The organism is Magnetospirillum sp. WYHS-4 (assembly GCA_039908345.1).
Classification (GTDB): Bacteria; Pseudomonadota; Alphaproteobacteria; order Rhodospirillales; family GLO-3; genus JAMOBD01.
On sequence record JAMOBD010000069.1, the window covers coordinates 1 to 14,286 of the forward strand.

The 14,286-nt window shown below is 66.7% G+C and carries 13 protein-coding genes and 1 tRNA gene; 6 read left to right on the top strand and 8 right to left on the bottom strand.

Translation table 11 applies throughout. The features are described 5' to 3' along the window. Both recQ and H7841_15590 read right to left on the bottom strand, forming a co-directional pair. Nucleotides 1-1,514, bottom strand: a 1,514-nt coding sequence (gene recQ, locus H7841_15585; GenBank protein MEO5338293.1) for a DNA helicase RecQ, incomplete at its 3' end; no start/stop codon positions are given. An 11-nt stretch (nucleotides 1,515-1,525) separates the two neighbouring features. Further along, nucleotides 1,526-1,987, bottom strand: a complete 462-nt coding sequence (locus H7841_15590; GenBank protein ID MEO5338294.1) for a hypothetical protein — start codon at nucleotides 1,985-1,987, stop codon at nucleotides 1,526-1,528. Between the two features lie 61 nt (nucleotides 1,988-2,048). Between H7841_15590 and H7841_15595 the strand changes: the two genes are divergently transcribed. Then, complete coding sequence (locus H7841_15595) at nucleotides 2,049-2,900, top strand: DUF4743 domain-containing protein (GenBank protein ID MEO5338295.1); 852 nt, start codon at nucleotides 2,049-2,051, stop codon at nucleotides 2,898-2,900. Nucleotides 2,901-3,049: 149 nt separating this feature from the next. Next, nucleotides 3,050-5,086, top strand: coding sequence for an ATP-binding protein (locus tag H7841_15600; protein ID MEO5338296.1), 2,037 nt, complete (start codon nucleotides 3,050-3,052; stop codon nucleotides 5,084-5,086). 59 nt (nucleotides 5,087-5,145) lie between these two features. On the opposite strand, the gene H7841_15605 is transcribed toward H7841_15600, so the two are convergent. Further along, the gene (locus tag H7841_15605; protein ID MEO5338297.1) at nucleotides 5,146-5,574 is read right to left on the bottom strand and encodes a DUF1178 family protein; all 429 of its coding nucleotides are present in this window, start codon (nucleotides 5,572-5,574) and stop codon (nucleotides 5,146-5,148) included. Between the two features lie 88 nt (nucleotides 5,575-5,662). Between H7841_15605 and H7841_15610 the strand changes: the two genes are divergently transcribed. Continuing rightward, the gene (locus H7841_15610) at nucleotides 5,663-6,256 is read left to right on the top strand and encodes a class I SAM-dependent methyltransferase (GenBank protein ID MEO5338298.1); all 594 of its coding nucleotides are present in this window, start codon (nucleotides 5,663-5,665) and stop codon (nucleotides 6,254-6,256) included. On the opposite strand, the gene glmS is transcribed toward H7841_15610, so the two are convergent. Continuing rightward, nucleotides 6,243-8,066 carry a glutamine--fructose-6-phosphate transaminase (isomerizing) gene (glmS, locus tag H7841_15615; protein ID MEO5338299.1) on the bottom strand — a complete coding sequence of 608 codons (1,824 nt, stop codon included), beginning with the start codon at nucleotides 8,064-8,066 and terminating at the stop codon, nucleotides 6,243-6,245. The genes H7841_15610 and glmS overlap by 14 nt on opposite strands. Nucleotides 8,067-8,069: 3 nt before the next feature. After that, a complete protein-coding gene (glmU, locus tag H7841_15620; GenBank protein MEO5338300.1) occupies nucleotides 8,070-9,440 on the bottom strand; it encodes a bifunctional UDP-N-acetylglucosamine diphosphorylase/glucosamine-1-phosphate N-acetyltransferase GlmU in 1,371 nt (456 codons plus the stop codon). 112 nt (nucleotides 9,441-9,552) lie between these two features. Between glmU and gph the strand changes: the two genes are divergently transcribed. Further along, entirely contained in the window at nucleotides 9,553-10,260 is a 708-nt protein-coding gene (gene gph, locus H7841_15625; GenBank protein MEO5338301.1) for a phosphoglycolate phosphatase, read from the top strand. 119 nt (nucleotides 10,261-10,379) lie between these two features. Here gph and H7841_15630 read toward each other — a convergent pair whose 3' ends face one another. Continuing rightward, nucleotides 10,380-11,552, bottom strand: coding sequence for an ATP-binding protein (locus H7841_15630; GenBank protein MEO5338302.1), 1,173 nt, complete (start codon nucleotides 11,550-11,552; stop codon nucleotides 10,380-10,382). Between the two features lie 298 nt (nucleotides 11,553-11,850). Then, a tRNA-Thr gene (locus tag H7841_15635) sits at nucleotides 11,851-11,925 on the bottom strand. A gap of 119 nt (nucleotides 11,926-12,044) precedes the next feature. On the opposite strand from H7841_15635, the gene H7841_15640 reads away from it, so the two are divergent. Then, nucleotides 12,045-12,194: a hypothetical protein gene (locus H7841_15640; protein ID MEO5338303.1), complete on the top strand. Its 150-nt coding sequence runs from the start codon at nucleotides 12,045-12,047 to the stop codon at nucleotides 12,192-12,194. 39 nt (nucleotides 12,195-12,233) lie between these two features. After that, a complete protein-coding gene (murA, locus tag H7841_15645) occupies nucleotides 12,234-13,520 on the top strand; it encodes a UDP-N-acetylglucosamine 1-carboxyvinyltransferase (GenBank protein ID MEO5338304.1) in 1,287 nt (428 codons plus the stop codon). Here the strand turns inward: murA and H7841_15650 are convergent. Then, a partial coding sequence (locus H7841_15650) for a HAMP domain-containing histidine kinase (GenBank protein ID MEO5338305.1) occupies nucleotides 13,510-14,286 on the bottom strand: 777 nt, incomplete at its 5' end. The genes murA and H7841_15650 overlap by 11 nt on opposite strands.

Genomic DNA, 14,286 nt, shown 5'->3' on the forward strand with positions numbered 1-14,286 from the left:
CGGAAATACACCGTCTGCTCGCCCCGCAGCACCGGGCGGGTGTCGGCCCCCAGGCGCAGGCCGCCATGGCCGTCGACGTCCACCTCCAGCAGCCCGAGCGCCGTCAGTTGGCGGAAGATGGAGCGCCATTCCTCGCGTTTGAAGGCCTTGCCGATGCCGTAGGTGCTGAGCCGGTCGTGGCCGAACTTGCGGATACGTTCCGTATCGCCGCCCAGCAGCACGTCGATCACATGGGCGGCGCCGAACACCTGGCCGGTGCGATAGACCGCGGACAGGGCCATCCGCGCCGCCTCGGTGCCGTCGAAGGATTCCACCGGTTCCAGGCAGGTGTCGCAGTTGCCGCAGGGTTCCGCCCGCTGTTCGCCGAAGTATTCCAGCAGCACCTGGCGGCGGCAACGCACCGTCTCGCAGAAGCCCAGCAGGGCGTCCAGCTTGCGGCGTTCCACCCGCTTGCGCTCCTCGGGCGCTTCGGAACCGTCGATCATCTGCCGCAGCTTGACCACGTCGCCGATGCCGTAGGCCATCCAGGCGTCGGCCGGCAGGCCGTCGCGCCCGGCGCGCCCGGTTTCCTGGTAATAGGCTTCCAGGCTTTTGGGCAGGTCCAGGTGGGCGACGAAGCGCACGTCGGGCTTGTCGATGCCCATGCCGAAGGCCACCGTCGCCACCATGACGATGCCGTCCTCCTTGAGGAAGCGGTCCTGGTGGGCGTCCCGTTCCCGCTTGTCCAGGCCGGCGTGGTAGGGCAAGGCCGCCAGCCCCTGGGAGCGCAGCCAGGCGGCCACCTCTTCCACCTTGGCCCTGGACAGGCAGTAGACGATGCCCGCCTCGCCCGCATGTTCCGCCTTCAGGAAGGCGAGGAATTGGTGCCGCGCATCGGTCTTGGCGGCGATGCGGTAGCGGATGTTGGGGCGGTCGAAGCCGGCGACGAAGGCGCGACCGTCTTCCAGTTCCAGGTGTTCCAGGATCTCGCGCCGGGTGGGGCCATCGGCGGTGGCCGTGAGCGCGATGCGCGGCACCTCGGGGAAGCGCCGGTGCAGGACGGTGAGCCGCCTGTACTCGGGCCGGAAGTCGTGCCCCCATTGGGAGACGCAGTGGGCCTCGTCGATGGCGAACAGCGCGATACGGCAGCCATCCAGCAGGTCGAGGAAGGGCTCGCTCAGCAGCCTTTCGGGGGCCACGTAGACCAAGTCCATCCCGCCCGCCCGCATGGCCCGTTCCACCGCCTGGGATTCCCCGTAGGCCAGCGAGGAATTGAGCGCGGCGGCGCGCACGCCCAACTGCCGCAGGGCTTCCACCTGATCCCGCATGAGGGCGATGAGCGGCGAGACCACCACCGCCACCCCGTCGCGCAGAAGGGCCGGAACCTGATAGCAGAGCGACTTGCCGCCGCCGGTGGGCATCAGGACCAGGGCGTCGCCGCCCGCCGCCACGTGGTCGATCACCGCCGCCTGTTCTCCGCGAAAGGACGGAAATCCGAAGACGTCCCGCAGAATCCGGAGGGCCGAAGAAGTCATCGGGGAGCCGGTCAAAAGACCTTGACCCCCTGCTCCTCCAGGTGCCGGACCATCTGGGCCAGCCGGCCCAGGGCGGCGGTGGCGGCGGCGGGAGCCAGGGCTTGGTCGCGGAACTTGAAGCTCAAGTCTTCGAGCAGCATCTTGCGCGACCGCTCGCTCATGTTACGCAGCAACAGGTCGGCAAGGGCGCGGTCCCGTTCGCAGAGCTTCAGCAGCACCAGCACGTCGTCCTCGGCCGCTACCCGCAGCAAGGCCTGGATGCCGACATCGGAAGCCTGGCGCAGGCGCCGGGCGAACTCGGCGGCCAGCCCACCCGCCGGTTGCCCCTCGTCGCCCCCGCCGGAACCGGGACGAAGCGCCCGCGTCGCCTCGGTCACCAGCAGGGTCAGATCGACCGTGTTCAGAACCATCTGGGTGTCGTCCAGGACGACTCCGAAGGTTTCGGTTCCGATGCGGCGAACGCTGATTTTCATGGTCCCAGGGTCTCACGGACCGGCGCTTGATTTCAAGGCCCGCCAACGCGATGATCGCCCCATGAGCTTTCTTGACCGAATCCGCGCCTGCAACGTCGCCGACCTTGCCCGCTACCGGCCTTTCCGGGTGGCGGACGCCGATGTCGGCTTGGTCCGCGACGATTTCGCCCGCATCATCGAGCCTTTCCCCGACGTCTTCGGCGTATCTCCCGCGGCCGTCGTGCTGAATCCGGGCTTGGCCTCGCCCGCAGAACGGACCCGGGCCGTCGACCATGTGCTGCGCCGTCTGCGGGAGGAGGGCCACTTCCCGCACTGGCGGGAAGAACTCTATCCGGTCGCCGCCGGCTTCGGCCGGCCCAGCCTGTTCGCCATGGAAAGGGCCGCCGTGGCGCGCTTCGGCGTCCTGGCTTATGGCCTGCATCTCAACGGCTACGTCCGGGGGCCGGATGGAAGCCTGCGCATGTGGATCGGACGGCGCGCCTGCGACCGTCCTCTTGAGCCCGGCAAGCTCGATCAGATGGTGGCGGGCGGCCAGCCGGCCGGCCTGACCCTGGCCGAGAACCTGGCCAAGGAATGCGCCGAGGAGGCCGGCATGCCGGCCGATCTGGTGCGTCGCGCCCTGCCTGTCGGCGCCGTTTCCTACATCCTGGAACGGCCCGAAGGCCTACGCCGCGACGTGCTGTTCAACTACGACATCGAACTTCCCGCCGATTTCCGGCCGCGCAATACCGACGGCGAGATCGCCGAATTCATCCTGATGTCCATGGACGAGATCGTCGCCCTGGTCCGCGACACCGACGAATTCAAGTTCAACTGTTCCGTCGTCCTGATCGACTTCCTGATCCGCCACGGCATCCTCGCGCCGGAGCACCCGGATTACCTTGAATTATTGCTTGGCCTGCACAGGTTCTGACGTATTTAATACGCATGGATTTTGTTGTTTATTCGCGGCCTTTACAATATCGGCGTAGATACCACCTTGCCAGCGTGAGATAATTACCCATCTATTAGCTTTACATGGACAGAAGGGCCGGTATCGCTTTCGCGGCGGGGTGAAGGATCATGGACGGCTCGGCCGCCAGGAACAGCTTTTCCGTCTTGCGGCGCTACGCGGTGGCCATGGTTGTCGCCTGGACCTGTGTCATCGCCTTTTCGCTGGGCTGGGGAGTCCACCAGCAGCGCCAGCAGGCCCTTGAATTGGTGCACAAGGAAGCCGTCACCCATTTCAACAAGGATCGGGCTTTCCGGCTATGGGGCACCCGCCATGGCGGGGTCTATGTCCAGGCCTCCGACGAAAATCCTCCCAATCCCTACATGGACCATATTCCGGACCGGGACGTGATGACCGATCGCGGAGCGTTGCTCACGCTAATCAACCCGGCGACCATGGTTCGCCAACTCATGGAGGACTACTCGCGGCTTTACGGGGTGCGCGGCAAGATCACCGGTCTGGTCGCCGTCAACCCGGCCAACGTTCCGGACGATTGGGAGGAAGCGGCGCTCCATAAGCTGCAGGCCGGCACGCCCGAGGTGGTCGAGGTCACCACCATCGACGGCGCCCCCCATCTGCGCCTGATCCGTCCCATGTTCATGGAGGAAGGCTGTATCAAATGCCATGGCGCCTTGGGCTTCAAGGTCGGCGATTTGCGCGGCGGCGTCAGCGTCAGCGTCCCCATGCAGCCTTACATGGCCGCCCAATGGGCGGCGATATCGGGTCTGGTGGCCTCCCATATGGCGATATGGCTGTTGGGGCTGGGGGCCATCGGCGTCGGCGTCGGCCAGATCCGGGCCCGCTTGGCCGAGACCGAGCGGGCTTCCGAAACCTTGCGCGAGAGCGAGGAGAAGCTGCGGCAGCTCAACGCCGACCTGGAACGCCGGGTCGCCGAGCGCACCCGCGACCTGCAAGCCGCCAAGGAGCAGGCGGAAAACGCCAACCGCGCCAAGTCCCAGTTCCTGTCCAGCATGAGCCACGAACTGCGCACGCCGATGAACGGCATCCTGGGTTTCGGGCAACTCCTGCAGTTCAATCCCCGCGAGGCCCTGACGAAAAGCCAGTCCGAGTACGTGGACATGATCCTCAAGGCCGGCAATCATCTGCTCGGCCTGATCAACGAGGTCTTGGACCTGTCGAAGATCGAATCCGGCGGTCTCACCCTGTCCATCGAGACCATCGATGCGGTGGCGGCCGTCCATGAATGCGTCGATCTCCTGACGCCCCTGGCGGCCAGGCGCAATGTCGTGCTGGCGGACCGCACCTCGACAGCCCAGAACGTTCCCATGGTCCGCGCCGATGCGGTCCGGCTGAGGCAGATCCTGGTCAACCTGGGCTCCAACGCCATCAAGTACAATCGTGATGGCGGCACGGTCACGCTGGACTGTGCCGCCACCGAGGATGGCATGTTGAAATTCGTCGTTGCCGACACCGGACGGGGCATCCCGAAAGAACACCTCGCCGACCTGTTCCAGCCGTTCAACCGGCTGGGGGCCGAGGCGGGCGATATCGAAGGCACCGGAATTGGGCTGACCATCACCCGGCGCTTGATCGAGATGATGGGCGGGCGCATCGGTTTGGACAGCGAAGCCGGCGTGGGCAGCACCTTCTGGTTCGAACTGCCCCTGGCCTGCGAGGAAGTCCGGCCAGCCGTACCGGCGATCCCGGACCCCGATTCCTCCCCGCCGAGTATCGGGGGACGCCATGCCATCCTCTATGTGGAGGATAACCCGGCCAACCTGACACTCATGGAACAGATCCTCGCCCGCTTCGAGGGAGTGACCATGCTTACCGCCCCCAACGCGGAAATCGGCATCGAGCTGGCGCGAGCCCACCGCCCCGACCTGATCCTGATGGACATCAACCTTCCCGGAATGGACGGATTTGCCGCGTTGCGCGAACTGCGCCGCCTGGAGGAAACCCGCGACATCCCGGTGATGGCGCTTAGTGCCAGTGCCATGCCCCGCGATATCGAGCGGGGCATCAAGGCCGGATTCCGCATGTATCTGACCAAGCCCCTGGATGTCCCGCAGACCATCCGTGCCATCGATTTGGCCCTCAACCCCGCCGACCGCCCCGACACTACCGTCCTTCAAGCGAGACCCTGACGCCGGTTCTCGTCAAAGACGGTCACGAAGAACCCTGGGTTCCGGACCTGCCATCTTCTTCAGCCGTTTTTGCGGATGCCGGAAGGCAGGCGGTAGAATTCGACGCCTTCTTCGCGCAGGTCTGCGGCGTCTTCCTCGGAACCCTCGCCGAAAATGCCGCGTTCCTCGGACTCGCCGTAGTGAATGCGTCGCGCTTCCTCGGCGAAGCGTTCCCCCACGTACTCGCAATCCTGCTCCACATGCTTGCGCAGGCGGTCGACGGCCTTCAGAATCTGATCGGCCACCTGGCGGGCCCGATCCTCGGCCATCTCGCGACGCTGGGTTCCTGTGGCGATGTTGGGGGCCATGGGTGCCTTGGCGACGTGGGTGTCGCCACAATACGGGCAGGCGACATCGCCGGCCACCGCCTGCGCCTCGTAGGTGGCGCCATCGCGGAACCAGGCTTCGAACTCGTGGCCGCTGTCGCACTTCAACTGATAATGGATCATGGCACGACCGACATTGCACATCGCCCGAAAGAAAAATACTGTTCTCTTTTTCCTGGCGAGTCAAAGAGTAGGGGCCAAGAGTTAAGAAATGGAAAACAGCGCGGACCGGCCGCCTCGGGCCGGACACTTGGCGATTTCCGAGCCATCGGCGTGGGTTCGGCGCTTCGCGCCGCTGGTGCGGGCGGGCGGATCTGTCCTCGATCTGGCTTGCGGGGGCGGGCGTCATGCCCGCTTCTTCGCCGGGCGCGGGCACCCGGTTCTGGCCATCGATCGCGACACGGCGCCGGTCGCCGATCTGGCCGGTCCCGCTGTCGAGATCCTCTCTCACGACATGGAGGATGGCGGCCCTTGGCCCTTGGAGGGGCTGACCTTCGCCGCCGTGGTCGTGGTCAACTACTTGCACCGGCCGCTGTTTCCCTTCCTGCGGGCGGCCGTCGCGCCGGGCGGGGTGCTGATCTACGAGACCTTCGCCCGCGGCAACGAGCGCTATTCCCGCCCACGCAATCCGGCCCACTTGCTGGAAGAAGGCGAACTGTTGCGTTTGGCCGGAGACGGCCTTTCGGTGGTGGCCTTCGAGCAGGGCATCGTCGAGCGTGTCCCCTGTCCGGGCGTGGTGCAGCGCCTTTGCGCCGTCGCCGCCCGCCCCGACCCCCAGCCTCTCTATCCGCCTACTCTACCGTGACGCTCTTGGCGAGGTTGCGGGGCTGGTCGACGTCGGTGCCGCGCAGCACCGCCGTGTGGTAGGCCAGCAACTGCACCGGGATGGCGTAAAGAATGGGGGACACGAAAGGATTGGCCTGGGGCATGGTCACCGTGGCGGCGGCCAGGCGGCCCAGCTTCTTCTCGCCCTCCGCGTCGCTGAAGAAGATGACCCGCGCGCCGCGCGCGATGACTTCCTCCATGTTCGAGGCGCTCTTGTCGAACAGGGCGTCGCTGGGCGCCAGCACGATGACCGGGATCGTCGGGTCGATCAGGGCGATGGGGCCATGCTTCAATTCGCCTGCCGCGAAGCCTTCGGCATGGATGTAGGAAATCTCCTTCAGCTTCAATGCGGCTTCCATGGCGATGGGAAAGCTGGTGCCACGGCCGAGGAACAGCACGTCGCGGGCTTTCGCCAGTTCCATGGCCAGCTTGAGCAGGTGCTCGTCATGGCGCAACACCTCGGCGGCGCGGGACGGCAGTTCGACCAGGGCCTCGACCAGCTTGGCTTCCTCCTCGGGCGGCAGGGTGCCGCGCGCCTTGCCCAGCACGATGGCCAGACAGGCCAGGGTGCAGAGTTGGGTGGTGAAGGACTTGGTGGCGGCCACGCCGATCTCGGGCCCGGCATAGGTCACCATGGGCACGTCGGACTCGCGGGCGATGGTGCTTTCCGCCACGTTGACGATGGAGATGGTCTTCTGGCCCTCCGCCTTGCAGGCGCGTAGCGCCGCGAGCGTGTCGGCGGTCTCGCCCGACTGGGAGACGAAGATCGCCAGCCCGTGCTTGGGAAGGATGTGGTCGCGGTAGCGGAATTCGGAGGCCACGTCGACCTCGACCGGAATGCGGGCCAGCTTCTCGATCCAGTACTTGGCGGTCATGCAGGCATAGTGGGAAGTCCCGCAGGCGATCAGGGTCACCCGATCGATGGCCGCCAGATCGAAATCCAGCCCTGGCACGGTCATGCTGCGGGTTGCCGGATTGATGAAGGAATTCAGCGTGTCCCCCAGGACTTGGGGCTGTTCGTAGATTTCCTTCAGCATGAAATGGGCATGGCCGCCCTTGCCGGTCATGGCTCCCGACAGCTCGGTGCGCTTGACCGACCGTTCGACCGGGGCGCCCGACAGGTCGTGGACCGTGGCGCCGGTGGGGGTCAGCACCGCCCAGTCGCCATCTTCCAGGTACATGATGCGCTGGGTGAGCGGGGCGAGCGCCAGGGCGTCCGAACCCAGGAACATCTCGCCGTCGCCGAAGCCCACGGCCAGCGGGCTGCCGCGCCGTGCCGCCACCATCAGGTCGGGATGGCCGGCGAACAGGAAGGCCAGGGCGAAGGCGCCTTCCAGGCGCTTGAGTGTGGCGTGGGCGGCCTGGGGCGGCGCCAGTCCCTCGTCGAGGTAGAGCGTCGCCAGATGGGCCACGACCTCGGTATCGGTGTCGGAGGCTAACTTGCAGCCCTTGGCTTCCAGTTCGGCGCGCAGTTCGCGGTAGTTCTCGATGATGCCGTTATGGACCACGGCCACCTTCCCGGTGGCGTGCGGGTGGGCGTTGCGCTCGTTGGGCACGCCGTGGGTGGCCCAGCGGGTATGGCCGATGCCGATGGTGCCGGACAGGGGCTCGCGGGCGAGGCGCTCCTCCAGGTTCTTCAATTTGCCTTCGGCGCGGCGGCGTTCGATGCGGCCGTCCACCAGGGTGGCGAGGCCCGCCGAGTCGTATCCGCGATATTCCAGGCGCCGTAAACCCTCCACCAGAAGCGGAGCCGCTTGGGCCTTGCCCAGGATGCCGACGATGCCGCACATGGTTCAGTTCTTCCCCTTCTGGTTCTTTGCCGTGGCCTTCTCGGCCGCCTTGCGCTCGCGGAACCGCTTGGCCCAGCCCGCGACTTCGGTGTGCTGGGCGCGGGTGACGGCCAGCGCGTCCGGCGCCACGTCGCGGGCAATCACGCTGCCTGCGCCCACGATGGCCCCGTCGCCCACCTTGACCGGGGCGACGAGGGCGGTGTTGGAACCGATGAAGGCCCCCTTGCCGATATCGGTCAGGGACTTGAAGAAGCCGTCGTAATTGCAGGTGATGGTGCCTGCCCCCACGTTGGCGCCGGCGCCTACACGGGCATCGCCGATATAGGTCAGGTGGTTCACCTTGGCCCTTTCCTCGATTGTCGACTTCTTGACCTCGACGAAGTTACCGATATGGGCCTCGGACCCGATGTCGGCGCCGGGGCGCAGGCGGGCGTAGGGGCCGATACGGGCTCCCGACGCCACCGACGCCCCTTCCAGGTGCGAAAAGGCGCGGATTTCCACTTCGTCGCCCACCGTCACGCCGGGACCGAAGAAGACGAAGGGCTCGACGAGAACGTCGCGGCCCAGCCGGGTGTCGTGGCTGAAGAACACGGTCTCGGGGGCGATGAGAGTGGCACCGTTCGCCAGGGCGGCGGCCCGGAGGCGGGCCTGGACGATGGCCTCGGCGGCGGCAAGCTCGGCCCGCGAGTTGACGCCCAGGAGTTCGGTCTCCTCGCCTTCCACCATCGCGCAGGGCAGGCCGTCGGCCCGCGCCAGGGCGACGATGTCGGTCAGGTAGTATTCTTTCTTGGCGTTGGCGTTGCCCACCCGGTCGAGCAGTCCGAACAGCCGGGCGCCATCGATGCACATTACTCCGGAATTGCAGAGATCGATGGCCAGTTGGGCCGGGGAGGCCTCCTTGGCCTCGACGATGGCTTCCAGGCTGCCGCCCTCGCCCATCAGCAGTCTTCCGTAATGGCCGGGATCGCGAGGACGGAAGCCCAGCACCACCAAGGCCGGGTGGGGCGTGGCGCGCCTGGCCGCCAGCATGCGGCCCAGCGTCTCGGGACCGATCAGGGGCGTATCGCCGTAAAGGATCAGCACGTCGCCATCGAATCCGGCCATCGCGTCCCGGGCCGCCAGCACCGCATGGGCGGTGCCCAGGCGGTCCTTCTGGATGGCCGTGGGATGGGGCGCCACGGCGTCGGCGACCGCGTCCATGCCCTCGCCGACCACCACCACCGTGCGTTCCAGGTCGTGTTCGGCCAGACTGGCGATCAGGTGACGGATCATGGGCCGTCCGGCCACCCGGTGCATCACCTTGGGCAGGTCGGACTTCATGCGCGTCCCCAGCCCGGCGGCGAGGATGACGGCGGCGGTTTTCCTCTTGGTCATCGGCGGACTGTCGTCTAGAAGAAACGGAAATCGCGGAAAGAATCCGATCCCGACCTTGCCACAGGGGCGGCCTTCCGCCAAGCCACCTTTTGTTTCGGGACACGACGGAATCATGGGACGTTTCAAGGCGGTGGTGTTCGATCTGGACGGCACTTTGATCGACAGCGCCCCCGACCTGCTGACGGCGGCCAACAAGCTGCTGGCGGAAGAGGGGCGGCCGGCCATCGGGGTCGACCACATCAAACTGATGGTGGGCGATGGCGTGCCCAAGCTGGTGGAGCGCGCCTTCACCGCCACCGGCGGCTTGGCGGAAGGGGATCTGCCCCGTCTGGCGGCGCGGTTCCTGGACTTCTACGAAGGCCACGCAGCCGACGAGACCCGGCCCTATCCGGGCGTGGAGGCGGCATTGGAAGGCCTGAAGACAGGTGGATTCAAGTTGGCGGTCTGCACCAACAAGCCCCATGCGGCAACCCTGGAGATCCTAGAAGCCCTCGGCTTGGCGCCCTATTTCGACGTCGTGGTGGGCGGCGATTCCCTGCCGGGGATCAAGAAGCCGGACCCGCGCCACGTGCTGGCCTGCGTCGAGGCGCTGGGTGCCGATGCCACGGACGCCCTGCTGGTCGGCGACTCCCAAGTCGACGTGCAGGCCGGCCGGGCGGCGGGCCTGCCGGTGATCGCGGCGGCCCACGGCTACGCGAGGATGCCGCCGGAGCAGCTGGGGGCGGATCTGGTGCTGGAGGACTTCGCCCGCCTGCCGGAAGTGGTGGCTGGCTTGGTGGGCGATGTATCGATGTCGGCGAGGCCTGAATCCGAGGATTAATACATACCAACCCTCGAATCGACTCATTGGCCGGTTGGGATGACGGGTCCCGGATATTCAGGGATTTCAGGCTGGTCCGGCGGGTACTCCACGGATTTTCCGCCGCCGCCGGTCCCGGGTCACGCGACCGCCAGTTCCCCGGCCAACTCGCGCAGGCCGATCGCCTCGACGCCCTCGCCCAGGGGATAGCGGTCCCGCCCGGAATGGGCCAGGAAGGCGCGGGCCGGCTTGAGGTCCTGCCGGGCATGGTGGAACCCTCGCTCCGGCCGGGGCGACAGGCCGCGCTTGATCTCGATGGCCCACAGGCCTTTGCGGCCCCCCAGGTCGATGAGCAGATCGATCTCCGCCCCGGCGGCGGTGCGGTAGAAGCCGGCCTTGGCACCATCCGGCAGGACGGCCAGCAGAGCTTCCACCACGAAGCCCTCCCAACTCGGGCCGACCACCGGATGCCCGGCTAGGTCGTTCAGGTCCCGCAGGCCTAGAAGGGCATGGACCAGTCCGCTGTCCCGGATGTAGACCTTGGGCGACTTGACCAGGCGCTTGCCCAGGTTGGCGTGGTGGGGTTGCAGCCGGCGCACCAGCAGAAGGTCTACCAGCAGGCCGATGTAGCCCGTCACCGTAGGCGCGCTGACCAACAGGCCGGAGGCCAGGCGCGAGGCGTTCAGCAGGCCGCCCTGGCCGTGGGCGAGCATGGTCCAGAGGCGCTCCAGGGTTTCCGCCGGGATGCGGGGGCCGAACTGCGGCACGTCGCGTTCCAGGTAGGTCCGGATGAAGCTCTGGCGCAGCCGCAGGCTGTCGGCATCGGAGGCGGCGAGATAGCTGTCGGGGAAGCCCCCGCGCAGCCACAGGCGATAGAGGGCCGTATCGTCGTCGTTAACCTCCAGGGCGTCCAGGGGGCCCATGTCGACGTACTCGAGGCGTCCGGCCAGGGTTTCGCCGCTTTGGCGCAGAAGGTCGACGGCGGCCGATCCCAAGACCAGGAAGCGCCCGGTTCGCAGCCCCTTGCGCCGGCCCTGGTCGATCAGGCCGCGCAGGGTCTGGAACAGTTCGGGTGCGCGGTGGATTTCGTCCAGGATGACCAGCTTGTCCTCGTGGCCCTTGAGGAACAGCTCCGGGTCCGCGAGCTTGTTGCGGTCGCTGGGGATCTCCAGGTCGAGGTAGAGGGAAGGGCGGGTTTCGGCGACGGCGTGGGCAAGCGTGGTCTTGCCGACCTGCCGGGGCCCGATGAGGGCCACCGCGGCTTGGCGTGCCAGGGCCTCCTGGACCTTGCGAAGAATGCGGCGCTCGATCATCCAGGTATTATCTGGCCGTTACTTTCGATATTCAATGTTATTTTCGCTTGGCCTTGGCTGTCGAGGATGGCCTCGACGATGTCAGGGGCGATCAGGGGCACAGGCAGAAGATCAGGCTTGCCGATCCCGACGGTTCCGCTCGGATCGCGAGCCAGTCCATCCGGCCCTTTCCGTCCCTTCCGCCAGTCCACGGATTTCCCCGGTCAGGGTGACACATCGCCGGTTGATTCCATGTATTCCGCCCGGCGGGGCTGGTCGCGGAAAACGGCGGGAAACATGGGATTTCTGGGGAGGATAATGGTGCCGCCGGACAGAATTGAACTGTCGACCCCACCCTTACCAAGGGTGTGCTCTACCCCTGAGCTACGGCGGCACCGGGAGCGTTGAAGGCGCGCACCATGCCACAGGGTTTCCGCCAAGGCAAGCGCCCTTGACGCGCCACGCCATTCAGGCCAGGATTCCCCCTTCAACATCTTGATGGGAAAGGGTTTCATGGCTTCGGACAAGGCCCCCGGCAAGACTTCCCGGAAAAAAGAGCGACAGGACCGACAGGCCGCGGCCCTGCGCGACAACCTGAAGAAGCGGAAGGAACAGGCCCGGCAGCGGTCGAGAACTCTTGTCGCCGTCAAGGAGCCGCGCTAAGAAGTCTTCCCGTTCCACCACCCCCCGGGGGCTCCCTTCATGGACCGCATCCTGATCCGCGGCGGCAAGCCGCTGCACGGCACCATCCAGATCGGGGGCGCCAAGAACGCCGCCCTGCCCCTGATGGCCGCCAGCCTGTTGACTGACGGCGTGCTGCGCCTGTCCAACCTGCCCCATCTGGCCGACATCTCGACCATGGCCCACCTGCTGGCCGAACTGGGGGTCGAGATCGGGATGGTCGGCGATGCCTCCAACGGCGGCAACCTGGGCCGGGTCCTCGACTTGCGGTCCAACGCCATCCGTCAGACCACGGCACCCTACGATCTGGTGCGCCGCATGCGGGCCTCGGTCCTGGTGCTGGGGCCGTTGGCGGCCCGCTTCGGCAAGGCGCGGGTTTCTCTGCCCGGAGGCTGCGCCATCGGTACCCGCCCGGTCGACCTGCACCTGAAGGGACTGGCCCAGATGGGTGCCGAGATCATTCTCAACGAAGGCTATGTCGAGGCCGCCGCCCCCAAGGGTCTCAAGGGCGCCCACATCGTCTTTCCCATGGTCACCGTGGGCGGCACCGAGAACCTGCTGATGGCGGCGACTCTGGCCCAGGGCGAGACGGTGCTGGCCAACGCCGCCCGCGAGCCGGAAGTCACCGACCTGGCCCATTGCCTGGTGGCGATGGGGGCCGACATCGCGGGCATCGGCAGCGACACGCTCCGTATCAAAGGGGTCAAGGAACTGCACGGCGCCGAATATTCGGTGGTTCCCGACCGCATCGAGACCGGCAGCTACCTGGTGGCCGCGGCCATCACCGGGGGCGAGTTGCTGCTGAAGGGTACCCGCCTGGCCCTGATCGAATCGGTGGCGAAGGTGTTGGGCGATGCGGGCGTCGACATCCGCGAGGCCGACGACGGCCTTCTGGTGTCGCGCACCAACGGGGCGCTCAAGGGTATCGACGTGATGACCGAGCCCTTCCCGGGCTTTCCCACCGACATGCAGGCCCAGGTGATGGCCCTCCTTTCCGTCGCCGAAGGCGCCTCGATGATTACCGAGACCATCTTCGAGAACCGCTTCATGCACGTCCCCGAGCTTTGCCGCATGGGAGCCAACGTCAACGTGCACAACGCCTCGGCCATCGTGCGCGGCGTCAAGAAGCTGTCCGGCGCGCCGGTGATGGCGACCGATCTGCGGGCCTCGGTGTCGCTGGTGTTGGCCGGCCTGGCGGCCCAGGGAGAGACGGTCGTCAACCGGGTCTATCACCTTGACCGCGGCTACGAGCGCCTGGAAGAGAAACTCTCCGCCTGTGGCGCCGATATCGAGCGCATCAAGGAGTAGGATTGAGCGGCAGGCGGACCACGAAGCGGGCGCCGCCCTCCAGGCGGTTCTCGGCGAAGATGGTACCGTTGTGGGCCTCGACGATCTGGCGCGAGATCGACAGCCCGAGACCCGAATGGGTGCCGAATTTCTCGCCCTTGGGCCGTTCGCTGTAGAAGCGCTCGAAGATCGCCTCCTCCTTGCCGGCGGGGATGCCGGGGCCCTGGTCCTCGACGCATACCTCCGCCATGCCCGGCGGGCCGGCGGCGACCGTCAGATGGATCTCGCTTCCGGCGGGGCTGAAGGAGATGGCGTTGCCGATCAGGTTGCGGAAGACCCGCACCAGACGGTCTTCCATGCCGTCCACCACGGCCGCCGCGGAGCATTCCAGGGTAAGCCTGGGGGCGCCCGGGGGGGCCGTATGGGCATGGACGTCCACCAGCGCCTCCAGCATGTCGGCCAGGTCGACCGAGGTCATCTCGGCGCGCGACAGTTCGGCATCCAGGCGCGAGGCCTCGGAAATGTCGCTGATCAGCCGGTCCAGGCGCTTCACGTCATCCTGGATGATGGTCATCAGCTTGGCCTTCTGGGCCGGATCGGAAACCACCTGGACCGTCTCGACGGCACTGCGCAGGGAGGACAGGGGATTCTTGATCTCGTGCGCCACGTCGGCGGCGAAGCGGTCGATGGCATCGAGCCTGTCCCATAGGGCCTGGGTCATTTCCTGGAGCGCCAGAGCGAGATCGCCGATTTCGTCGTTGCGCCCGCCGAGGTCGGGCAGGGTGTT

Bases quoted from the DNA above. Each gene is read 5' to 3' on its own strand.
- H7841_15590 (MEO5338294.1), bottom strand. From the start codon at position 1,987: ATGAAAATCAGCGTTCGCCGCATCGGAACCGAAACCTTCGGAGTCGTC.
- H7841_15595 (MEO5338295.1), top strand. From the start codon at position 2,049: ATGAGCTTTCTTGACCGAATCCGCGCCTGCAACGTCGCCGACCTTGCC.
- H7841_15600 (MEO5338296.1), top strand. From the start codon at position 3,050: ATGGACGGCTCGGCCGCCAGGAACAGCTTTTCCGTCTTGCGGCGCTAC.
- H7841_15605 (MEO5338297.1), bottom strand. From the start codon at position 5,574: ATGATCCATTATCAGTTGAAGTGCGACAGCGGCCACGAGTTCGAAGCC.
- H7841_15610 (MEO5338298.1), top strand. From the start codon at position 5,663: ATGGAAAACAGCGCGGACCGGCCGCCTCGGGCCGGACACTTGGCGATT.
- glmS (MEO5338299.1), bottom strand. From the start codon at position 8,066: ATGTGCGGCATCGTCGGCATCCTGGGCAAGGCCCAAGCGGCTCCGCTT.
- glmU (MEO5338300.1), bottom strand. From the start codon at position 9,440: ATGACCAAGAGGAAAACCGCCGCCGTCATCCTCGCCGCCGGGCTGGGG.
- gph (MEO5338301.1), top strand. From the start codon at position 9,553: ATGGGACGTTTCAAGGCGGTGGTGTTCGATCTGGACGGCACTTTGATC.
- H7841_15630 (MEO5338302.1), bottom strand. From the start codon at position 11,552: ATGATCGAGCGCCGCATTCTTCGCAAGGTCCAGGAGGCCCTGGCACGC.
- H7841_15640 (MEO5338303.1), top strand. From the start codon at position 12,045: ATGGCTTCGGACAAGGCCCCCGGCAAGACTTCCCGGAAAAAAGAGCGA.
- murA (MEO5338304.1), top strand. From the start codon at position 12,234: ATGGACCGCATCCTGATCCGCGGCGGCAAGCCGCTGCACGGCACCATC.